A 19,641-nucleotide genomic window follows, 5' to 3' on the forward strand; every position below is an offset into this window, starting at 1 on the left:
GCCAGGTGCGGGCCGGTCCTTCATGGCATCGCACCCCTCGTGAACCGCGGTCAGAATGTGGCGATCGGGTTGACCGGGCTGCCGGACGTTCCGGCGAAGCGGACCGGCGCGACTGCGAGGTGGAAGTCCCACTGGCCGAGCTCGGCGGCCGTCGTCGCGCACGCCTCCAGGTCGCAGTTGTCGACCATCCACAGACCCATCGCGACGAGGCTCACGGCGTGAACCGGCATCAACACGTCTTCGTACCCCGACGGCTGAACGTCCTGCGGGGTGTCGGCGCCGATCAGCGCGACCTCCCGTTCGTGCAGCCACGGCAGGCAGGACGCGTGCCAGCCGGCCTGCGTGATGCCGTGCGTCACACCGGCCTCGTGCCGGACGCGGCCGTAGCCGGTCCGCAGCAGCACCGCATCGCCGGGCCGCACCCGCACGCCCTGGCGACGCTCGGCCTCCTCGAGATCGTCGGGGAACACACCCTGCCCCGGTTCCAACCACGGCACATCGCGGACCCTCGCGATGTCCAGCAGGACACCTCGCGTGACGATCCCGTTCGCCGCCGCCGTGACGGCCGCCCATGCTGATCCCGTTGCGGGGTCGACCAGCGAGTGCGAGCGCCCGTTGTACATCGTGCCGTCCCAGAAGATGTGGCACGGCGAGTCGACGTGGGTGACGGTGTTGCCGTGGAACGTGATGCCGACCTGCTCGGACGAGAAGCCCCAGCGCCTGTCGTTGTGGAACCGCACCGGCATGTTCTCTGCGCCAGGCATGTCGGCGGCGCACGGGCACGTCGTCGTCGACCGCTCCATCTCCCCCGGCACGGCGATCTCCCATGCGCACGACACGCTCCTGCCGTGGCGCACGGCCCGCGCCGCCGCCAGCCGGACGTCGTCGGTGATGTGGTTCAGAGTGCCGAGCTCGTCGTCGTCGCCCCACCGTCCCCAGTTCGACAGCGTGTCGAAGTACCCGAGCACGTCGTCCTGTGTGGGCATCGGTCGCCCTGCCGTCATCCCAGCATCGACTCCTCCGGTCACGCGGTCGAGGCACCGCAGGCAGGGTATTCGCGTGGATCGTCGTGCCGGAGGCGACCCGAGGACGCACTCAGCACGACCTTCACCCGCTGAGCAGCCGCTGCCATGATCCGATGATGACCGTCTACGACCGGATCGGCCGCAGCTACGGGACGACTCGCAGGCCGGACCCGAGGATCGCGGCGCAGGTGGCCGCTGCGCTGGCCGGTATGACGAGTGTCGTGAACGTCGGCGCCGGCACGGGTTCCTACGAGCCCGCCGAGACGGTCGTGGCGGTCGAGCCCAGCTCGATCATGATCGCGCAACGCCCTGACGGGGCCGCTCCCTGCGTGCGCGGTGCGGCCGAGGCACTGCCCCTGTCCGACGGAAGTGTCGACGCCGCGCTCGCGGTGCTGACCGTCCACCACTGGACCGATGTCGAGGCCGGGATCGCCGAGCTCCGCCGGGTCGCCCGGCAGCGGGTTGTGATCCTCACCTGGGACCAGTCGGTGCTCCGCGACTTCTGGCTGGTCCGCGAGTACCTCCCGGCCGCCGCCGCGGTCAGCGCGGGTCACGCGGTGCCCGTCTCCCGTCTTGCCGAGCTGCTGTCCGGGGCGCGAGTCGAACCGGTGCTGGTTCCGCACGACTGCACCGACGGCTTCGGGGCGGCCTTCTGGCGCCGCCCCGAGGCGTACCTCGACCCGAGGGTGCGCGCAGGGATCTCGATGCTGGCCCAAGCCGACCCGAGCGAGCTCGTCGACGGCCTGTCGGCGCTCGCCGCCGACCTCGACTCCGGCGTCTGGCACGAGCGCCACCACGGTTTGTCGACCCTCGACCGGCTCGATGCGGGGTACCGGTTGATCGTGAGCGGTTGAGCCGATGGTGGTGAGGCGTCGTCGATGTTGTCGCGCCTCGGAGCTGCGGGCGTCGGGCGGCTCGGTGGGCTCGCGGTCGTCGACGGTGCGGGCCTCGCGGCCCGCCCCGGCGGTGCCTCAGCCGCCCGAGCTCGCGTTCGGCCCGTCGCTCGGTGCCTGCGGTCGGCGCACGTGGCGCTGCAGGTCGTCGAGCAGGTTCTTGAAGCTGCCCGGCAGCGCACCGGCGTACTCCGGGGTGCAGAACAGCACGGCGGCCGCTTCGCCGATCTCGCGCCTCAGGGCGGCGACGGCGGGATGTAGTGGTTCGTGGTCGTCGTCGGGGTTGAAGGCCGGGAGCGCGGCGAGGAGTTCCGGGCGTGCGGTCGTGACCCCGTCCGGCGCGACGGCTTCGGCGGTGCGCAGTACCGCGGTGTTGGTCGATGCGCCGCGGGTACTGCCGGAGATCAGCAGGATGTGGACCGGCTCAGCCTTCATGTCTTCCCTTCTCGCGCCGCCCTACATGATCACAGCGTCGTCGAGTGGCATAGGTCGGCGCCGATGTGAGCACTCTGCGCCAGAAGCTCGCCGGGACCGACCATGCCGAGTCGAGGCGCCATCCGGCGACGCCGCGATCCAGCCAGAACGTCATGACGTCCGCGACGTAGGACTGGTAGCCGGTGGAGTCGTAGTCCGGTGTGACGAGCGACTCGACCCGCCACGGCACCAGGTCGCCGTGGTGGTCCCGCGCGAACCAGGGGTCGTCGAGCTCGGCGGGCACGGTCAGCGCCAGAACGCCCGGGAGGCATACGCGAAGGCCCCGTCCAGCACGACGGCGATGCCGTGCGAGGACGCGGCGGCGAGGAGTGCGTCGAGCTCGGCCACGGCGCCGAGCCGATCATCGATCGTCCGGTGGTCACCGTGTCGTAGCCGTGCGAGAGGGACGCGAAGACCGGTCCGAGCAGCAGCCCGTCCGCGCCGAGCGCGGCCGTGTGGGGCAGCCATCCGATCACCTCGCGCAGCGATCTGCGGCAGGTCCGGTCGACGCCACCCTGGTCCGTGCCGAGGAGACCGAGCGGGAAGGCGTGCCAGGGCAGGGCCGGCTCGCCCTGTCCCGTCACTGGTCGGTGGTGGGAACGGTACCGCCGAAGGAACGCCGCCGGCGCGCTCTCACAGGCGGCACGGCGTGCCTCGCAGGCTGCACCAGAAGGCGTCGATCTCCTCGGGAGATCGGGCCGGTCTCACCTTCGCCGACGCGGCAACCCCGAACCTCTTCCGCACCGCCTTGCCCATGATCTTCTCGGCGGCCCTGGTGAGCTCGGAGGGACTTCTGGTCCTCGCGGCGCACAGCAGCGCGACGAAATCGTGCCGGCGCAGCCCACCCTCCGACCGCCGTCGCCACGACGGCAGCAGGACCAGCTCGGCCGTCATCGGCCGTGCGCAGATCGCTCGGGTCAGCTCCGCCTCGAGCGTGTACGGATCGACGTCGGCCGGCGCTTTGACCCGGACGACGACCATCACAGGATCGGCTCCCATGCCTCGAACCTCCGCGCCTCGCGGTCCCCACCCGCCCACGCAATGCTAGGGCGGTTTTGTCCGATGTGCCGGATCTCGATGTCACAACTCGAGCCGATCCGGTGGCGGTGCGGGATCAGGGGGCGGCGGGCGGGGCCGGCGCCGCCCGGGAGGTGAGCGTGAGCGTGGTGCCGGTGTCGTCGCCGTTGATGTCGAACTCGTCTGCGCAGGCCCGGATGATGCTGAGTCCGTGGCCCCGGAAGCGGGCCGGCCCGATCGGCTCGCGCCAGCGCCCGTGGTCCCGCACGGTGAGGGCGATCCGGCGCACGCCGTTCGCCTCGGTCAGCACCCGTGCCCGTACCTCCACCGCTCCCGCCCCGAGCGGCTCTGGAGCCGGGCCGGGGTGGATCCGGTAGCCGTGCTCGATGCTGTTGCTGACCGCCTCGCTGAGCGCGAGCACCAGGTCGTCGCTCTGCCCGCTCGGCCAGCCGAGGTCGCGCAACCACCGCTCGAAGCGCTCGCGCGCGATCGAGGGCGCCACCAACTCCGGTGCCAGCTCGAAGTGGAGATCCTCGGCGAGCGGTGGGCCGTCTGCCCCGCCCGGGAGCGGCCGAGGGATGCAGCCGGGCCGCTCGTCCTGCTCGGATGGCGGCATCACATCACTGCTGTCCTTCGTCGGTGGTGGGAGCGTGTTCTGCTTTCTACCCGCTAGTTGAGCGCGTTACCCGTCACCGCGTCCTCGATGTCGTGGTACAGGGCGAGGATCGCGTCGTATCCGGTCAGCTCGATCGGGCGCAGAACGGGCCGGTTGCTGTCGACCACCACGCGTAGCGGCTGGAAGCCCGGCTTCGTCGACGCCTGCTCGGCGCTCTCCGCCAACGCGCGCAGCCCCGGCGAGCCGAGGAACCGCACGGCAGCGAGGTCGACGACGACCGGGCGGCCGTCGAGGTGTTCCAGGGCGACGGCGAGCGCGGACCTCAGCCGAGGTGCGGTGAGGACGTCGACCGCGCCGCTGACACGCACCACCACAGCATCCGGCCGATCAACCCGCCGGACATCGATCAGCTGCTCCTCTTGCGGATACCCGGCGAGTGCCTCGCCACCATCCGGTCGAAGCTCGTCACCAGCAGGCTTCATCACGGTGCGACATTAGCCCCGTTCACCGGGGCGAGAGCCGCGGCCGCGCCCAACTGCACGGCGTGACCGGTCAGCCGGTGAACACGACGCTGGCGAGGACCACGTGGACCGCGGTACCGCCGGCGATGCTCAGCACCACGTTGTGCCGCCAGAGGTGCAGCGCCACCGTGGCGGCGAGCGCGATCCCGACGGTGGCGCCGTAGGGCGGCGCGGTGAGCGGTGTGTGCCGCAGGGTGTGGACCACCAGGATGGCCATCACCCCGACGGGCATGCTCGTGGCGAGGTAGGGCACCACCGAGCTGGCGCGCAGCGGCGCGAGCAGTGCGAAGGGCAGCGCGCGCAGTGCCCACGTCACGGTGGAGGCGACGGCCACGACGGAGGCCAGGTAGCCGACGTCAGGCACGGCGGCTCGCGTACCTGGCGAGCAGGAACACGGTGAACATCGCCAGCGCGGCCACCAGCATCTGCTCGCCGAACACGACGTGCCCGGCCAGGGCGCACGCGACCGCGACCACGGCGGCCGGGACGTCGCGGCGGGCGCGGAAGGCGTCGATCCCGAGCACGACGAAGAGCGCGGTGACCGCGAAGTCGAGTCCCCGCACGCCCGGCGGGATCAGCGTTCCGCCGAGGGCTCCGATCGTCACGCTGCCGACCCAGAACAGGTGCACGAAGGCCTGCAGCCACAGGATCCGCTCCCTGCTCCACGTCTGCGCCTCGGGGCGGGCCGTCACGGCGTAGGCCTCGTCGGTGAGGGCGAAGGTGCTGTAGGCCTTCGCTGCGACGCCCGGGACGCGGTGGAGCGGGAAGGACAGCGCGTAGAACACGTGCCGGAAGTTGACCAGGAATGCCGCGGCCGCGATCTGGCCGAGCGGGGCGAGCGCGGTGACCAGACCGAGGAGCAGGAACTCCAGCGAGCCCGCGAAGATCACCGAGGCGAAGATCGTGGCCCACCACCACTCGAGGCCGGAGCGGGTGACGAGCACCCCGAACGCCAGCCCCATCGCGGCGGCCGCGAAACCCACCGAGAGCGCGTCGCTCAGGGCTCGCCGGACCTCCATGCTGGAACGATATGTCGATCTGTGCGCAAGGTGATTTCCATTTGTGCCGATATCCTGCGCTGGTGCGCAAGCCCTATCGCCTCGACGCCATCGACCGCGAAATATTGTTCCAACTGCAGCGTGACGGCCGGTTGAGCAACGTCGAGCTGGCGCGACGAGTGGGACTGACGCCGCCGCCGTGCCTGCGGCGCGTCAAGCGCCTCGAAGAGGCCGGGGTGATCAATGGGTACCGGGCCACGGTCGACCCGGTGGCCACCGGGCAGAGCTTCGAGGTGATCGTCTCCGTGGAGATCACCGTCACCGACCTGGGCACCCTCCAGGACTTCGAGGCGGCCGTGGCCGGGTTCGACGAGGTGGTCGAGTTCCGCCGGATGTTCGGGCGACCCGACTACTTCCTCCGCGTCCTCGTGGCCGACCAGACCGCGTACGAGGAGCACCACATGAAGCTGCTCGGGCTGCCCGCGGTGTCGCGGGTGGTGTCCCACCAGACGATGAAGCGGATCAAGACCCGGGACTGAACCGGGTCCACGCGTCGAGGGTGCGGGCGGCGGCGCCCGAGTCGATCGACTCACCGGCGAGGGCGAGCGCGTCCGGGAAGGCCTCGAGCGCCGGGTGCGCGCCGTCGTGGGCGACGATCGCGGCAGCGGCGTTGAGGAGCACGGCGTCGCGGACCGGCCCCGGCTGCCCGCCGAGCACGGCGCGGACGATCGCCGCGTTGTGCACGCGGTCGCCGCCGCGCAGGGCGCCCGCGGGCGCGAGCGGGATGCCGAGCGCCGCGGGGTCGACACGCACCCGCTCGACCCCGCCGCCGTCCGCGATCCACATCGTGGACGTGGTCGTCGTCGTGAGCTCGTCGAGACCGTCGTCGCCCCGGACGACGAGAGCCGTGACGCCCCGGTCGGCGAACACCTGGGCGAGCAGCGGAGCCTTGCCCGGGTCGGCACACCCGATCAGCGACGCGGGCGGGCGCGCCGGGTTGATCAGCGGCCCGAGCAGGTTGAAGACCGTGGGCACGCCTATCTGGCGGCGGGGGACCGACGTGTGGCGCAGGCCCGGCTGGAAGACCGGGGCGAAGCAGAAGCCGATGCCCGCGGTCGTGACGGTGCGGGCGACCCCGGCCGCCGGCAGGTCGATCCGGACCCCGAGCTCCTCCAGCACGTCGGCCGCCCCGCACGCCGACGACGCGCTGCGCGCCCCGTGCTTGACCACGCGCCGTCCCGTGCCGGCCACCACGAGCGCGGCCATCGTCGAGACGTTGACGGTGTCGGCGCCGTCGCCGCCGGTGCCCACGACGTCCACGGCGTGACCGTCGATCGGCACCGGCGTGGCGTGGCGCATCAGCGACGCGACCAGTCCGGTGATCTCGTCCGCGGTCTCCCCCTTGGCGCGTAGCAGGACGGCGAACGCCGCGATCTGCGCCGGCGTGGCGGCGTCGGAGACGATCTCGTCCATCACCCGCTCGGTGAGCGCGGCGGGCAGGTCGTCGCCGCGGATCAGGGCGGCGAGCACGGTCGGGAAGAGGCGGGCCATGGCGGTCCTTCCGGGATCGGGCCGCCTCGCATGATCACCGAAGGCGTGACGTGCTCGGCGGCCGGTGGGGGCGGCCGAGCACGGTGCAGCGGTCACGGTCGCCGGAGAGGCGACCACCACCACATCTGCACGCACGACATGCGGCACATCAGAGCACGTGGCGTCCCACCGGGCAACGAGGATCGGTGCGGCGAACCACGGCAACACGATCGCCCCGAGCCGCGGTTCCGTGGAGGATCGCCGCATGGAGGATCTTGCGACGCTCGACGGCACCGTCACGCTCCGGCGAGCGGTGCCCGACGACCTGCCCGAGGTCGTGGCGCTGCTCGCCGCCGACCAGCTCGGCGTCCAGCGCGAGGTGGCGGACGACCTGGGGCCGTACCGGGAGGCCTTCGACGCGATCGCCGCCGACCCGGCGCACCTGCTCGTCGTCGCCGTCGACGCGGGACGGGTGATCGGGACGATGCAGCTGAGCTTCATCCCCGGCCTCGCGCGGCGCGGGGCGCTGCGGGCGCAGATCGAGGCCGTCCGGGTGCACGCGGACGTCCGCGGCCGCGGGGTGGGCGCGCAGATGATGGGCTGGGCGATCGAGGAGTCGCGGCGGCGGGGGTGCGCGCTCGTCCAGCTCACCACCGACAAGCGTCGGACCGATGCCCACCGGTTCTACGAGCGCCTCGGGTTCGTGGCGTCGCACGAGGGCATGAAGCTCGCCCTCTAGCTCCTAGCCGAGCTAGCCGAGCCAGTCCTCCCAGGCGGGCCGGACGAGCTCGGCGAGCAGGCGGTAGCCCTCGGCACCGGGGTGCGCACCGTCCCCGATGGCCACGGCGCGCATCCAGTCCCGCTCGACCCGGAGCGCGCCGAACACGCTCACGTACGTGAACACCCCATCGGCGGATCCGGCGAACAGCCCGTCGAGTGCCTCGATCCGCTCGTTCTGATCGGGTTCGGCCACCGGCGGCGGCCCGACCACGAGCAGCGGGACGCCCTGTGCGACCGCATCCTCGGCGATGCCACGCAGGTGGGCCACGCTCCGTTCCGGCGTGACGCGGACGGCGCCGTCGACCTCGGTGGTGTCGTTCACCCCGAACGAGACCACCAGGCGGTTGTCGCAGCCCGCGACCCAGCGGGCCCCCGTCTCCGCAGGCAGCCGCCGTCGCACGTCCTCGCTCGTGTCCCGGCGGACGCCCAGGTTGTAGGCCGTGACGGGACGTCCGCCGCGGTACGACTGCGCCACGACGCGGCCGACCCACCCCCGGTGCTCGGGGTCCCCGACGCCGGCGACGTACGAGTCGCCTGCGAAGCAGACCCGCCGGTCCGCACTGATCGTCATCGGGGGAGTCTCGCAGCGACCCGCAGCGACGGTGCGAGGAGGAACACCACGAGCGGGGCCGCACCGGCCACGGCGACCGCACCGGCCAGGCCGATCGCGGACGCGAGGACACCGACGAGGACCGGCCCGACGAGGAACCCGAGGTAGCCGCAGGTCGCGACCGCGGCGATGGCCCGGCCGGGCGCATTCGGCTCCTTCTGCGCGGCCACGCTCCACGCCACCGGCACGATCGCCGCAGCGCCGAGGCCGACCACCGCGAACCCGGCGATCCCGACCGCAGGTACCGGGGCGAGGACCACGATCGCGAAGCCGGCGACGGTGACGGCGGCCGCGACCCGCATGACCCGGACGGCGCCCGCCCGGACGACGAACCGGTCCGCCATGAGCCGGACACCGATCATCGTGATGGAGAACGCGAAGTAGCCGAGCGACGCGACGGAATCCGACGCTCCCGAGGCGGTGGTGAGGAGGACCGCGCTCCAGTCGTTCACCGTGCCCTCCGCGAGGAACCCGCAGAACGCGATCACCCCCAGGGGCACGAGCGCGCGGCCCGGGAGGGAGAAGGCCGGTCCGCCGGCGCCCGGGTCGGTGCCGGGCAGGAACGCCGTGGTCGCCCCGAGCGCGGCCCCGAGCAGGACCGCGGCGGCGATCGGGAAGTGCACGCCGATCGGCACGTCGGCGGCCGCCAACCCGGCGGCGAGCCCGGACCCGCCCAGCCCGCCGATGTTCCAGAACGCGTGGAACCCGGCGAAGATCGGGCGCCCGTAGGCATTCTCGACGCGTGCGGCGTGGGCGTTCATGGCCACGTCGAGCAGGCTGTTGCCCGCGCCGAGCACGGCGAGCGCGGCGACGAACAGCCCGAGGTCGGGTGCCGCCGCGACGGCCGGCAGACCGGCGCACAGCACCGTGGCGCCGAGGATGCTGGTCCGCTTGCTGCCGATCAGCGTGACGAGCGCTCCCGCGCCGACCAGCGCGAGCACCGACCCGGCGGCGAGCCCGAAGAGGCCGAGCGCGAGCTCGCCCTCGGTGAGACCGAGCCGCTCCTGCGCGGCCGGCACACGGGCGGCCCAGGTGGCGAAGGCGGCCCCGCAGACCAGGAAGACGATCGAGACACCGATCCGCGCGCGCCGGGGAGCCACCGGCCCGACAGTAGGTGATCTCCCTGTCCAGGGCGCCGCTGCTGTGCCACCCTCGGCACATGGCAGCCGTCGAGACGGAGCGGGCCGCCCCCGGCGCGCCCGTGGCCACGCTGCTGCCGGGACGCGGATACGGTCCGCAGGCTCCGCTGCTCTACTACGCCCGCGTGCTGCTGCGCGGCCGCGGGTGGGCGGTCCGGACGGTCGACTGGGAGAAGGTCCCCGGACTCGACCCGGCCGACCAGGGTGCGATCGCCGCCTTCGCGGGGGAGGTGCTCGCCACGGCCGACCCGGCGCGGGACCTCGTCGTCGGCAAGTCGCTCGGTTCGCTCGCGCTGCCGGCCGCCGCCGCGCGGGGCGTGCCCGGCATCTGGCTCACCCCGCTGCTGGGCGTCGAGGACGTGCGCCGGGCCGCGGCGCGCGCAGCCGCGTCCACGCTGTTGATCGGGGGCACCGCCGATCCGTACTGGGACGGCGCCGCGGCCGCCGCCACCGGCGCGCAGGTCTTCGAGGTTCCGGGCGCCGATCACTCCCTCGAACGCCCGGGCGACCTGAACGGCACCCTCGAGGTCCTCGCGAGCGTCCTGTCCCGGATCGATGCCCAGCTGGCCGCCCGCGTCTAGGGCGGCCGGCTCCTGCAACCGGTCGCCGGATCCGATGTCGCGCGGCATGATCGGCCGGTGCCGTGGTCGGGGTTCGAGGGCAGGCGGGTCATCGTCGGCGAGGCCGAGTACAGCGTCACCCTGGGTGGCCAGGGCCCGCCGCTCCTGCTGCTCCACGGCTTCCCTCAGACGCACGCCTGCTGGTCCGGCGTCGCTCCGGCGCTGGCCCGGGGCCACACCGTCGTCGCGCCCGACATCCGCGGGTACGGCGCATCGCGCGCGCCGGCCGGTGGACCGCGGGGCGAGGGCTACACCAAGCGGGAGATGGCGCGCGAGCTCGTCGAGCTGATGGAGCAACTGGGCCACCGGCGGTTCTCCGTCACGGGGCACGACCGCGGCGCGCGCGTCGCCTACCGGATGGCCCTCGACCATCCCGAGCGGATCGAGCGGGCGGCGGTGCTCAACATCGTGTCGACGCTCGACCAGTTCGCCCGCATGGGCGGCGGGCCGTCGCTGGGGTACTGGCCGTGGTTCCTGCTGGCGCAGCCGGCGCCGTTCCCCGAGCGGCTGGTCGGGGCCGACCCGGCCGCGCTGCTGGACCACGCGTTCGACACCTGGACGAGTCGCCCCGCCGCGATCGACGCCCGGCACCGGGCCGAGTACCTCGCCGCGGCCACCCCGGACACGATCGCCGCGATGTGCGGCGACTACCGCGCCAGCTTCCACCTCGACCGCGTGCACGACGCCGCCGACCGCGATGCCGGGCGGCGGATCGCCGCGCCCCTCCTGGTCGTCACCGGCGCGGACGAGACGCAGCTCGCCGACGCCCCTGAGGTCTGGGCCGCCTGGGCCGACGACGTCACCGCGGCCCGCGTGCCGGGCGGGCACTTCGTCCCGGAGGAGGCGCCCGAGGAGCTGCTGGCCGTGCTCACGCCGTTCCTCGACCCGTCGTGAGCTCTTTCTGCAAGGGCTCGGCCGCTGGCACCCGCTGCCCGGGTAGCAGGAACAGGAGCACTTGTCACCAGCGCGCCGCGGGCGAGGGCCGCCGGGGAGCCTGCGCATATCGTCGGCATATCGAAAACCGGATACGTGCCGGCAACACCACCCTTCCTTGACTGGAGGCATGACCTCCAACGCGCCGGCACGAGAAGCAGCCCGGTCTCTGGCGTCCTCGGCCCCCGGCACGCCCGCGGTACTGCGCGTGGCGCCGTCCGGACGGCTGGTGGCCGCCGTCGCCCTGGTCGCCCTGATCGGCACGGGCTGCTCGAACGCTCCTGCCGAGGCCGGCGGCGGTGGCGGCGAGAAGCCGGCCACGACGGACGGCCTCACCGGTGACGTCGGCGATCAGACCGGGCCCACGGGACCCGCTCCGAGTCCCGCCGAGCTGCAGGAGCTGCTGAAAGAACGCCGCGAGTCGGCCAGGTGCATGCGCGAGAACGGCGTGGAGGACTTCCCGGACCCCGACGCCAACGCGCACATCCTGTACTACGGCGACGACCCGGACATGAAGTCCGCGAGTGAGAAGTGCGACGAGCTCATGCGCGCGGACCGGGGCCCGAAGTGAGCCGGACGGCCTGGGCGCCGAGCGGAGCCGTCGACCGGATCGCCGCAACCCGCGGCGACGATGCGTTCGGCGATGACTTCCCGACGCAGCCCATCGCGGTCGGCCGCCACCAGGTAGGGCTCGTCCTCGACGTCCGGCACCCGCGTGCTCCCGATGCCGCCGGCCGGCGCATGCCGCCGGCGTACCGGCAAGCGCCTCCGTCCCGGCACCACCATGCTGCGGCGGCCGGTGGTGTGTCCCACCGCGGACCGGCACGAACAGCGTCCCGGCCGGCCCGATTGACGATCCTGATCGCGGTGGCGGTGGTCTTCGCCGCGGTGACCGGAGCCCTCGGTTACCGGACGTGGGCGTCCTCGTCCCCGTCGGCGGCATCCGATGCCCCCGCGCGATCCGCTTCCGCCACGAACCCGGCCACCGAGGCCCGGCAGGCAGATGACGTCCCACCGCGTCCTCCTCCACCACGCAGCGACGATCGTGACGGTGACCGCCGTGGTGCTGTCGGCGAGGCCGACGGTGTCGTCCCCGACGGCGTGACGGTGTTCGACGACGAGTTCCCGGCCGTGGCCGAACTCGATGCGGGTCTGCTGGAGGCGCTGCGCCGGGCCGCGAAGGACGCAGCGCGCGGCGGGGTCGAGTTCTCCGTCAACAGCGGCTGGCGTTCCCGGGAGTACCAGGATCAGCTGCTTCGTGAGGCCATCGCCGAGTACGGCTCGGAGAAGGAGGCCGCCCGGTGGGTCGCCACAGCGGACACGTCTCCGCACGTGTCGGGGGACGCGGTCGACATCGGGCCCACCGCTGCCGCGGCGTGGCTGTCCGACCACGGCGCCGGGTACGGGTTGTGCCAGATCTACCGCAACGAGCCTTGGCACTTCGAACTGCGCCCCGACGCCGTCGATGACAGTTGCCCGCGGATGTACGCCGATCCCACGCACGATCCGAGGATGCAGAAGTGACCAGAATGCTGGACAACCCCCGCACGCCGCGGTGCGCGAGCTGGGCCGGACCGTCGTGATGGTCACCCACGACCGGGACGCCGCGAGCTACGCCGACGACGTGGTCACCATGCAGGACGGGCTGATCGCCTGATGCGCACCCTCCTCCTCGCCTCCCTGCGCATCCACGCCCGCCGCTACCTCGCGGCGGCGACCGCGGTGATCGCCTCGGTCGCCTTCGTCGTCGTGATCGGCGTGCTCACCTCCGGGGCACGGGCCGGGTTCATGGAAAACGCCGGAGCGCCGTACCGCGGTGCCGACCACGTGGTCGAGGCGCCCGAGGACGGACCCGAGTCGGACGCGATCGAGCTCGTCGACCGCCTCGGCGACAACGCGTCCGGGCTCGGCCGGGTCGACCTGCCTGCGTACACCGAAGGCGGCGCCCCACTCGGCGTGGGCGACTTGCGGGGCGAGACGACCGTGGGGCCGATCGCGGCCGGGGAGGAGCTTCGCTGGCAGAAGCTCGTCTCGGGCCGCTTCCCGGCACACACCGGCGAGGCGGTGATGCACGTGTGGGACGCCCAGGCCCACGAGGTCGCGATCGGTGACCGGATCCGGGTCGGCGAGGGCGCCACCACCGCCGAACTGGAGGTGGTCGGCTTCGTGGACTCCCCGTCCACCTGGACCCAGTCCTCGGTGTACGTCACGTGGCCGCAGTACCTGCAGTGGCGCGACCACCCCACCTTCCACGTCCAGGTGGCGGTGCGGGGGGAAGTGGGTCAGCTCCCGGAAGGCATGACGGTGCAGCCGGTCGAGGACTACATCGGGGAAAGCCTGGCCGCGCTCAACAACGATGTGGACTTCATGGCGTTGATGGGTCTGTTGTTCGCCGGCGTCGCGCTCGTGGTCTCGGTCCTGGTCGTCGCGAACACGTTCTCCATCCTGTTCGCGGGGCGCCTGCGCGACTTCGCGCTGCTGCGCTGCGTCGGCGCCACCCGGGCGCAGGTGCTGGGTTCGGTACGCCGGGAGGCGGCCGCCGTCGGCGGGCTCGCGTCCGTGGCCGGGACGCTGGTCGGCGTCGGGCTCGGCTACGGCCTGCTCCCCCTGATCAACACCCTCGCCCCCACCCCGTTGGCCGCTCCCGCACCGCCTGTGCCCTGGCTGCTGGGCGGGTTCGCCGTCGGCCTGCTGGTCACCATGCTCGCGTCCTGGCTGCCGACCCGGCAGGTGATCCGGGTGAGCCCGCTGGCGGCGCTGCGCCCGCCGGCCGCGCTCGACGTGCGCACCGCCACCGGCCGGGTGCGGCTGGGGCTCGCCGCGCTGCTCCTGCTCACCGGGCCGGCCCTGCTCGCGGCCGCGATGGTCCGGGACAGCACGCTGTTCATGGTGGCCGGCGGAGCAGCGGTGTTCACCGGCGTGCTGCTGCTCGGGCCGGTGCTGGTGCCCCGCCTGGTGCGGGTCAGCGGGGCGCTGCTCGGCCGCGCCGGCCGGCTGGCCACCCAGAACGCCGTGCGCGACCCGCGCCGGACCGCCACCACCACCGCCGCCCTGCTGGTCGGGGCCACCCTGACGACCGCCGTGCTCACCGGGATGGCCACCTGGCGTGCGGGGCTGGACGAGGTGAACGTCAGGCACAACCCCATCGACGCCGCGCTCACCTCGCTCGAGGAACCGGTCCCCACCGACCTCCTCGACCGGGTACGTCGCACTCCCGGTGTCGAACAGGCCGTCGCCGTGGACGGCGCCGTGGCCCGGGTCTCCGGGTTCGACGCACCGCTGCCGGTCCTCACCACGTCGGCCGCGCCGCAGGTGGCCCGCGACGGTGGGAGCTTCGCCCAGGTGGAGCCCGGGACGATCCGGCTCGACCTGGACGCCTTCACCGACCCGAGCGTCCGGCCCGGGGACCAGGTCACGGTGCGCGTCGGCGACCGCGAAGCCCGGCTGCGGGTCGTCTCGCTCTCCGGCTGGGGCCGGGCCGGCATGCTCGCACCGCAGACCCTGGCACAGCTCACCGACGCCCCCGAACCGCGCGTCGTGTGGGTCCGCGCCACCGCAGGCGCCGACCCGCTGAAGCTCGTCGACGACCTGGACGGGCTGGCGGATGCGGCCGGCGCGCAGCTGGAGGACCGGTTGCAGGCCCAGGCGGCGGCGAACCGGGAGCGCGACCTCCTCGCCGGGTCGGCGCTCGGCCTGCTCGGCGTCTCCGTGGCGATCGCGCTGATCGGGATCGGGAACACCCTGGGGCTGTCGGTCCTCGAACGCGCCCGCGAGCACGCGCTGCTGCGTGCGCTCGGGCTGACCCGCGGGCAGCTGCGGCGGACGCTGGCCGCCGAGGCGTTGCTGCTCTCGGTGGTGGCCACCGTGCTCGGCACCGTGATCGGCGTCGGGTTCGCCTGGGTCGGCTACGAGACGTTCGTGAAGCGGGCCCTCACCCACGCCACGATGGTCATCCCCTGGCCGTCACTGGGCGCCGTCGTCCTCATCGCCACCCTGGCCGGACTGCTCGCCAGTGTTCTCCCGGCCCACCGGGCCGCCCGGGTGACCCCGGCCGCGGGGGTGTCCCTCGACTGAAACCGTCGTCAACCGCTTGGCCTGCGGCTGATGAAGTCCGCCATGCGCGGCACCGTGCACGGGACTCGTCCATGCTCGGGGGCGTGGACGAGTCCCTTCCGGCTCCGCCTCCACACGAGCGGGCTCCGCGACCGGCCCGAGCCGCCGGAAGACCGCACCCGCGGGTCCGACCGCGTCGCCCGCACCCAGCCGGGCCAGGAGCTCCGCCGCGCCGTCGGGGAGGAACGGCAGGCACTCACCGACGGTGATCCGGCACGCGTCGACCAGGCCGGCCAGCACGCCCTCCCGGTCCGCGGCAGTGCGCTCCCACGGCCGCTCCCGCTCCAGAACGCGGTTGGCGACCTCGACGAACGACCAGATCGCCGCCGTCGCCCCGCGCAGGTCGAACCGCGCCAGCGCGGCGTCGATCCGCCCGGGCAGCGCGGTCGCGGCCGCCGTGGCCTCGCCCGGCGTCCCGCGTGCCAGGCGGCCGTCGCCGATCCGGTGTGCGAGCACGACCAGGCGCTGGACCAGGTTGCCCAGGCCGCCGGCGAGTTCGCGGTCGGCCCGGTCGACGAGCCGGGCGACCGTGAAGTCGGTGTCGGAGCGCCCCGATGCCTCGCGCAGCAGCCACCAGCGCACGGCGTCGACGCCGAAGCGTGCGACCAGCTCCAGGGGGTCGACCCCGGTGCCTGCGCTCTTGGCGATCTTCGACCCGCCGATGGTGAGGTACGGGTGCACGAAGATCGCGGTGGGCAGCGGGAGCCCGACGGCGGTCAGCAGCGCGAGCCAGTGCACGGCGTGGAACCGCACGATCCCCTTCCCGACCACGTGCACGCGTTCCGCTGAACGCAGCCACCACTCGTCCAGCTCGTCGCCGGTGAGCGGGGTGATGTAGTTCGCGAGCGCGTCCCACCAGACGTAGACGACCTGCTCGGGGTCGTCCGGCACCGGGATGCCCCAGCCGCCGGCCCGGGCGGCGGGCCGGGAGACGCTGATGTCGGCGAGACCGCTCCTGACGAACGCGAGCACCTCGTTGCGCCGCGTCTCCGGCTCGATCCGGACGCGGCCGGACACGATCGCCTCCTCGATCGCATCCCCGTACCGGGAGAGCCGGAAGAACCAGTTCTCCTCTGCGATGTGCTCGGGCTCGGTGCCGTGCTCCGGGCAACGTCCCGCCACCAGCTCGGCGGGGGCGTAGAACTGCTCGCAGCCCGCGCAGTACCTGCCCTCGTAGCGGCGCCGGTACAGGTCGGGGGCGCACCGGCGCCACAGCAGCTCGACGCCGCGGCGGTGGCGTGGATCGGCGCTGGTCCTGATGAAGTCGTCGAACGAGAGCGAGAGCGGCCCGCGCAGCGCGGCGAACCGGTCGGCCCCCGCCGCGACGAACTCGGGCACGGCGACACCGGCCGCCCGTGCCGCCGTGACGTTCTTGAGGGCGTTCTCGTCGGTGCCGGTGAGCAGGCGCACCGGTTGCCCGCGGCGGCGCCGGTGCCGGGCGAGCACGTCGGCCTGCACGAGCTCGAGCGCGTGCCCCAGGTGCGGGGCCGCATTGACGTAGGGGATGGCGGTGGTGACGTAGAAGCCGTTCATCGGCGTCCGTTCCGCCCCGGATGCGGACACCGCAGTAGGCCCCGCAGCAGCGGGGCATCGGGTGGGATGGCTGGGGTCAGCGCACGCCGGAGGAGCCCCGAAGGGGCATCATGATCACGGCGGTCCGGCGCACGCGATCAGCATCGCACGGCCCGCTGCGGCCCCCGAACCCGTTTTCTCAGAGGGCGAGGGACACCGCGCGGCCCGCCTGGCGGCCCGAGAACAGGCAGCCGCCCAGGAACGTGCCTTCCAGCGAGGCGTGCCCGTGCACGCCCCCGCCGCCGAAGCCTGCGACCTCGCCCGCTGCATACAACCCCGGGAACGGGGTGGCGTCGGCGCGCAGGACCCGTCCGGACAGGTCGGTCTGCAGGCCGCCGAGCGTCTTGCGGGTGAGGACGTGCAGCTGCACGGCGATCAGCGGCCCGTTCGCGGGGTCGAGGATCTTGTGCGGGATCGCGGTGCGGACCAGCCGGTCGCCGCGGTAGCGCCGGGCCCCGTGCACGGCGGTGACCTGCAGGTCCTTCGTGAACGGGTTCTCGATCTCGCGGTCACGCGCGAGGATCTGGCCCTCCAGCTCGGCGAGGTCGATCAGCGGCTCGTCGGTGAGCTCGTTCATCCCGGCCACGAGCCCGGGGAGCGTGTCGGCCACGACGAAATCGGCGCCGTGCTGCTTGAACGCCTCCACCGGCGGAGGCGCGCCCGGCCGCACGCGGGAGAGCACCTTGCGGATGTCCTTGCCCGTGAGGTCCGGGTTCTGCTCGGAGCCCGACAGCGCGAACTCCTTCTCGATGATCTTCTGGGTGAGCACGAACCATGAGTGGTCGTGGCCGCTCGCGGTGATGGCCGCCAAGGTGGCGAGCGTGTCGAAACCGGGGAAGCACGGTGCGGGGAACCGGCGGCCCCTCGCGTCGAACCACAGCGACGACGGGCCGGCCAGGATCCGGATGCCGTGCCGCACCCAGATCGGGTTCCAGTTGCGGACGCCCTCGGTGTAGTGCCACATGCGGTCGCGGTTGACCACGCGCCCGCCGGCCTCCTCGGCGACGCCCAGCATCCGCCCGTCGACGTGCTCGGGCACCCCGGAGAGCATCCTCCTGGGCGCGGGACCCAGCCGGGACGGCCAGTTCGCGCGGACGAGGTCGTGGTTGCCGCCGATCCCGCCGGACGTGACGATCACGGCCTGCGCGCGCAGCGCGAACTCGCCCACCTCGGTGCGTGAGCTGGCCGTGCCGCGCGCCGCGGAGCTCGGCTCGAGCACCGCGCCGTGCACGCCGTCGACGACGCCGCCGGTGACCGACAGCCCGTCGACGCGGTGCCGGAACCGCAGCTCGACGAGCCCGCGCGCCGCGGCGTCCCGCACCTGCCGCACGAACGGGTCCAGCAGTCCGGGCCCGGTGCCCCACACGATGTGGAAGCGCGGGACCGAGTTGCCGTGGCCGTCGGCCAGGCCGCCGCCCCGCTCGGCCCAGCCGACCACCGGGAACCAACGCACGCCCAGACCGTGCAGCCACGCGCGCTTCTCCGAGTGGGCGAAGTCGACGTAGGCGGTGGCCCACTGGCGGGCCCAGAAGTCCTCGCCCGCCGGGTCGTCGACACCGCGGTCGAAGGCGGCGGTGCCGAGCCAGTCCTGGAGCGCGAGGTCGACGGAGTCGCGCACGCCCATCCGGCGCTGCTCGGGGCTGTCGATCAGGAACAGCCCGCCGAACGCCCAGAACGCCTGCCCGCCGATGCCCGTCTCGGGCTCCTGGTCGAGCAGCAGCACCTTCTTGCCGGCGCCGGCCAGCTCGGCGGTGGCGACCAGACCGGCGAGACCGGCCCCCACGACGATGACGTCGGCGTCCATCCGATCACCTTCGCACGCGGGCGAGCGCCGTGACCACCGCGGCGTAGCCCGCCTGCGCGGCCCGCTCGACACGCGCGACGTCGGTGGTGAGGCCGCGGACCCCCTCGTCCCGCTCCGGGAGCATCGCCAGCAGGTGGGCACCGTCTCGGGACGGGTGCGCGGCATCGTCCAGCACGGCGAGCACGGGGGCGTGCCGCCGGGCCTCCTGCGCCATCTGACCGAGCCCGGGCGCGAGGCGGTCGAGGGCGCGCGCCCAGCCGGCAGGCCCGCCGGGATCGCCGCGCCGCAGCTCGGACGGCGCCCTGGTGAACAGCGCGAGCACGTGCGTCGCGCCGTCGGCGAGCGCCCGCAGCACGGGAAGCGGCTCGCCGATCGACCCGTCGATCCAGCGCTGCCCGTGCAGCTCGACGGCCGGGCCGGCCAGCAGCGGGATCGAGGCGGTGGCCCTCAGGGCGAGCTTCCACTCCGCCGACGTGGCCGGCTCCAGCACGTGCGGCGCCAGATCGTCGAGCGCGGTCGCCACCACGCGCAGCGGCACGGGGGAGTCCCGCAGCCGCTCCCAGTCGAGCGGTTTCGAGCGGACGAGGACCTCGTCGAGCAGGTGGTCCAGCGACACGAGGGGCCGGCGCGGGAACCGGCGCGGGTCGATGAACTCGCGGCAGGCCATGTCCTCGTAGAAGATCGCCGCCGACCCCCGTCCGCTGCCCAGCAGCAGCCCGGCCCCGACGAAGGCACCGGCGGAGCTGCCGTAGACGACGTCGAAGAACGGCGCGAGCCCCGCGTCGGTGAGTGCGTGCACCATCCCGCCCGCGTACGCGCCGCGCATCCCGCCGCCGCTCACCGCGAGCGCGATGCGATTCCCGTCGGACCTGCTTCCGGCTGCCTGCCGCCGCAGCAAGGCCCGGATCACCTCGTCGTCGCCCGCCGGCCCGACGGCGAGTCTGCCGTTCCGGTGCGGCGAGTCGTGCGTTCCGACCCGCCGTGTCACGCCCACCG

22 protein-coding genes are annotated in these 19,641 nt (G+C 73.4%); 8 read left to right on the top strand and 14 right to left on the bottom strand.

Translation table 11 applies throughout. The annotated features are described in order from the left end of the window. Nucleotides 1–50: 50 nt before the first annotated feature. Nucleotides 51–986 carry a cyclase family protein gene (locus FHX44_RS20500; protein ID WP_147261337.1) on the bottom strand — a complete coding sequence of 312 codons (936 nt, stop codon included), beginning with the start codon at nucleotides 984–986 and terminating at the stop codon, nucleotides 51–53. Nucleotides 987–1,141: 155 nt separating this feature from the next. On the opposite strand from FHX44_RS20500, the gene FHX44_RS20505 reads away from it, so the two are divergent. Further along, nucleotides 1,142–1,879, top strand: coding sequence for a class I SAM-dependent methyltransferase (locus FHX44_RS20505; protein ID WP_147257274.1), 738 nt, complete (start codon nucleotides 1,142–1,144; stop codon nucleotides 1,877–1,879). A 117-nt stretch (nucleotides 1,880–1,996) separates the two neighbouring features. Here the strand turns inward: FHX44_RS20505 and FHX44_RS20510 are convergent, their stop codons facing one another. From FHX44_RS20510 to FHX44_RS20540, 7 genes are all read right to left on the bottom strand, one after another. Beyond that, nucleotides 1,997–2,353 (bottom strand): NADPH-dependent FMN reductase, encoded by a 357-nt coding sequence (locus FHX44_RS20510; RefSeq protein ID WP_147257275.1) that lies wholly within the window; start codon nucleotides 2,351–2,353, stop codon nucleotides 1,997–1,999. Next, nucleotides 2,343–2,636, bottom strand: a complete 294-nt coding sequence (locus tag FHX44_RS20515) for an alpha-amylase family glycosyl hydrolase (protein WP_147257276.1) — start codon at nucleotides 2,634–2,636, stop codon at nucleotides 2,343–2,345. Before FHX44_RS20515 ends, FHX44_RS20510 begins: the two co-directional genes overlap by 11 nt. Nucleotides 2,637–3,025: 389 nt before the next feature. Beyond that, nucleotides 3,026–3,391, bottom strand: coding sequence for a hypothetical protein (locus FHX44_RS20520; protein WP_147257277.1), 366 nt, complete (start codon nucleotides 3,389–3,391; stop codon nucleotides 3,026–3,028). Nucleotides 3,392–3,506: 115 nt separating this feature from the next. Next, the gene (locus FHX44_RS20525) at nucleotides 3,507–4,025 is read right to left on the bottom strand and encodes an ATP-binding protein (RefSeq protein WP_147257278.1); all 519 of its coding nucleotides are present in this window, start codon (nucleotides 4,023–4,025) and stop codon (nucleotides 3,507–3,509) included. Between the two features lie 53 nt (nucleotides 4,026–4,078). Further along, nucleotides 4,079–4,507 (bottom strand): STAS domain-containing protein, encoded by a 429-nt coding sequence (locus FHX44_RS20530; protein WP_147261338.1) that lies wholly within the window; start codon nucleotides 4,505–4,507, stop codon nucleotides 4,079–4,081. A gap of 70 nt (nucleotides 4,508–4,577) precedes the next feature. Next, nucleotides 4,578–4,910, bottom strand: coding sequence for a branched-chain amino acid transporter permease (locus FHX44_RS20535; RefSeq protein WP_147257279.1), 333 nt, complete (start codon nucleotides 4,908–4,910; stop codon nucleotides 4,578–4,580). Next, nucleotides 4,903–5,565: an AzlC family ABC transporter permease gene (locus tag FHX44_RS20540; protein WP_147257280.1), complete on the bottom strand. Its 663-nt coding sequence runs from the start codon at nucleotides 5,563–5,565 to the stop codon at nucleotides 4,903–4,905. Before FHX44_RS20540 ends, FHX44_RS20535 begins: the two co-directional genes overlap by 8 nt. A 62-nt stretch (nucleotides 5,566–5,627) precedes the next feature. Here FHX44_RS20540 and FHX44_RS20545 point away from each other — a divergent pair, with 62 nt between their 5' ends. Then, the gene (locus FHX44_RS20545) at nucleotides 5,628–6,083 is read left to right on the top strand and encodes an Lrp/AsnC family transcriptional regulator (RefSeq protein WP_342792777.1); all 456 of its coding nucleotides are present in this window, start codon (nucleotides 5,628–5,630) and stop codon (nucleotides 6,081–6,083) included. On the opposite strand, the gene trpD is transcribed toward FHX44_RS20545, so the two are convergent. Then, on the bottom strand, nucleotides 6,067–7,095 hold the full coding sequence (gene trpD / locus FHX44_RS20550) for an anthranilate phosphoribosyltransferase (RefSeq protein WP_147257282.1): 1,029 nt from the start codon (nucleotides 7,093–7,095) through the stop codon (nucleotides 6,067–6,069). The two genes, FHX44_RS20545 and trpD, sit on opposite strands and share 17 nt — an antisense overlap. A 244-nt stretch (nucleotides 7,096–7,339) precedes the next feature. Here trpD and FHX44_RS20555 point away from each other — a divergent pair, with 244 nt between their 5' ends. Then, the gene (locus tag FHX44_RS20555; protein WP_147257283.1) at nucleotides 7,340–7,813 is read left to right on the top strand and encodes a GNAT family N-acetyltransferase; all 474 of its coding nucleotides are present in this window, start codon (nucleotides 7,340–7,342) and stop codon (nucleotides 7,811–7,813) included. A gap of 12 nt (nucleotides 7,814–7,825) precedes the next feature. On the opposite strand, the gene FHX44_RS20560 is transcribed toward FHX44_RS20555, so the two are convergent. Together FHX44_RS20560 and FHX44_RS20565 are read right to left on the bottom strand one after the other, a co-directional pair. Next, nucleotides 7,826–8,425, bottom strand: coding sequence for a GDSL-type esterase/lipase family protein (locus tag FHX44_RS20560; protein ID WP_147257284.1), 600 nt, complete (start codon nucleotides 8,423–8,425; stop codon nucleotides 7,826–7,828). Next, the gene (locus FHX44_RS20565; protein ID WP_147257285.1) at nucleotides 8,422–9,564 is read right to left on the bottom strand and encodes an MFS transporter; all 1,143 of its coding nucleotides are present in this window, start codon (nucleotides 9,562–9,564) and stop codon (nucleotides 8,422–8,424) included. The genes FHX44_RS20560 and FHX44_RS20565 overlap by 4 nt, the downstream gene beginning before the upstream one ends. 59 nt (nucleotides 9,565–9,623) lie before the next feature. On the opposite strand from FHX44_RS20565, the gene FHX44_RS20570 reads away from it, so the two are divergent. From FHX44_RS20570 to FHX44_RS20595, 5 genes are all read left to right on the top strand, one after another. Further along, nucleotides 9,624–10,184 (top strand): alpha/beta hydrolase, encoded by a 561-nt coding sequence (locus FHX44_RS20570; protein ID WP_147257286.1) that lies wholly within the window; start codon nucleotides 9,624–9,626, stop codon nucleotides 10,182–10,184. A gap of 57 nt (nucleotides 10,185–10,241) precedes the next feature. Next, on the top strand, nucleotides 10,242–11,117 hold the full coding sequence (locus tag FHX44_RS20575) for an alpha/beta fold hydrolase (RefSeq protein ID WP_170308968.1): 876 nt from the start codon (nucleotides 10,242–10,244) through the stop codon (nucleotides 11,115–11,117). 169 nt (nucleotides 11,118–11,286) lie between these two features. Further along, entirely contained in the window at nucleotides 11,287–11,727 is a 441-nt protein-coding gene (locus FHX44_RS20580) for a hypothetical protein (protein WP_147257288.1), read from the top strand. A 296-nt stretch (nucleotides 11,728–12,023) separates the two neighbouring features. Continuing rightward, on the top strand, nucleotides 12,024–12,680 hold the full coding sequence (locus tag FHX44_RS20585; RefSeq protein WP_246170496.1) for a M15 family metallopeptidase: 657 nt from the start codon (nucleotides 12,024–12,026) through the stop codon (nucleotides 12,678–12,680). A gap of 132 nt (nucleotides 12,681–12,812) precedes the next feature. Further along, nucleotides 12,813–15,230, top strand: a complete 2,418-nt coding sequence (locus tag FHX44_RS20595) for an ABC transporter permease (RefSeq protein WP_147257289.1) — start codon at nucleotides 12,813–12,815, stop codon at nucleotides 15,228–15,230. Here the strand turns inward: FHX44_RS20595 and metG are convergent. The 3 genes from metG to FHX44_RS20610 form a co-directional block, all read right to left on the bottom strand. Continuing rightward, the gene (gene metG / locus FHX44_RS20600; protein WP_147257290.1) at nucleotides 15,120–16,802 is read right to left on the bottom strand and encodes a methionine--tRNA ligase; all 1,683 of its coding nucleotides are present in this window, start codon (nucleotides 16,800–16,802) and stop codon (nucleotides 15,120–15,122) included. The two genes, FHX44_RS20595 and metG, sit on opposite strands and share 111 nt — an antisense overlap. 178 nt (nucleotides 16,803–16,980) lie before the next feature. Next, entirely contained in the window at nucleotides 16,981–18,645 is a 1,665-nt protein-coding gene (locus FHX44_RS20605) for an FAD-binding dehydrogenase (protein WP_147257291.1), read from the bottom strand. A gap of 4 nt (nucleotides 18,646–18,649) precedes the next feature. After that, entirely contained in the window at nucleotides 18,650–19,639 is a 990-nt protein-coding gene (locus FHX44_RS20610) for a patatin-like phospholipase family protein (protein WP_147257292.1), read from the bottom strand. Nucleotides 19,640–19,641: the final 2 nt, after the last annotated feature.

Source organism: Pseudonocardia hierapolitana (assembly GCF_007994075.1).
Taxonomy (GTDB): Bacteria; Actinomycetota; Actinomycetes; order Mycobacteriales; family Pseudonocardiaceae; genus Pseudonocardia; species Pseudonocardia hierapolitana.

What these genes read in the sequence shown, in the direction of transcription:
- FHX44_RS20500 (WP_147261337.1), bottom strand. Translation starts at nt 986, where the DNA reads ATGCCCACACAGGACGACGTGCTCGGGTACTTCGACACGCTGTCGAAC.
- FHX44_RS20505 (WP_147257274.1), top strand. Translation starts at nt 1,142, where the DNA reads ATGACCGTCTACGACCGGATCGGCCGCAGCTACGGGACGACTCGCAGG.
- FHX44_RS20510 (WP_147257275.1), bottom strand. Translation starts at nt 2,353, where the DNA reads ATGAAGGCTGAGCCGGTCCACATCCTGCTGATCTCCGGCAGTACCCGC.
- FHX44_RS20520 (WP_147257277.1), bottom strand. Translation starts at nt 3,391, where the DNA reads ATGGGAGCCGATCCTGTGATGGTCGTCGTCCGGGTCAAAGCGCCGGCC.
- FHX44_RS20525 (WP_147257278.1), bottom strand. Translation starts at nt 4,025, where the DNA reads ATGCCGCCATCCGAGCAGGACGAGCGGCCCGGCTGCATCCCTCGGCCG.
- FHX44_RS20530 (WP_147261338.1), bottom strand. Translation starts at nt 4,507, where the DNA reads ATGAAGCCTGCTGGTGACGAGCTTCGACCGGATGGTGGCGAGGCACTC.
- FHX44_RS20540 (WP_147257280.1), bottom strand. Translation starts at nt 5,565, where the DNA reads ATGGAGGTCCGGCGAGCCCTGAGCGACGCGCTCTCGGTGGGTTTCGCG.
- trpD (WP_147257282.1), bottom strand. Translation starts at nt 7,095, where the DNA reads ATGGCCCGCCTCTTCCCGACCGTGCTCGCCGCCCTGATCCGCGGCGAC.
- FHX44_RS20555 (WP_147257283.1), top strand. Translation starts at nt 7,340, where the DNA reads ATGGAGGATCTTGCGACGCTCGACGGCACCGTCACGCTCCGGCGAGCG.
- FHX44_RS20560 (WP_147257284.1), bottom strand. Translation starts at nt 8,425, where the DNA reads ATGACGATCAGTGCGGACCGGCGGGTCTGCTTCGCAGGCGACTCGTAC.
- FHX44_RS20570 (WP_147257286.1), top strand. Translation starts at nt 9,624, where the DNA reads ATGGCAGCCGTCGAGACGGAGCGGGCCGCCCCCGGCGCGCCCGTGGCC.
- FHX44_RS20580 (WP_147257288.1), top strand. Translation starts at nt 11,287, where the DNA reads ATGACCTCCAACGCGCCGGCACGAGAAGCAGCCCGGTCTCTGGCGTCC.
- FHX44_RS20595 (WP_147257289.1), top strand. Translation starts at nt 12,813, where the DNA reads ATGCGCACCCTCCTCCTCGCCTCCCTGCGCATCCACGCCCGCCGCTAC.
- metG (WP_147257290.1), bottom strand. Translation starts at nt 16,802, where the DNA reads ATGAACGGCTTCTACGTCACCACCGCCATCCCCTACGTCAATGCGGCC.
- FHX44_RS20605 (WP_147257291.1), bottom strand. Translation starts at nt 18,645, where the DNA reads ATGGACGCCGACGTCATCGTCGTGGGGGCCGGTCTCGCCGGTCTGGTC.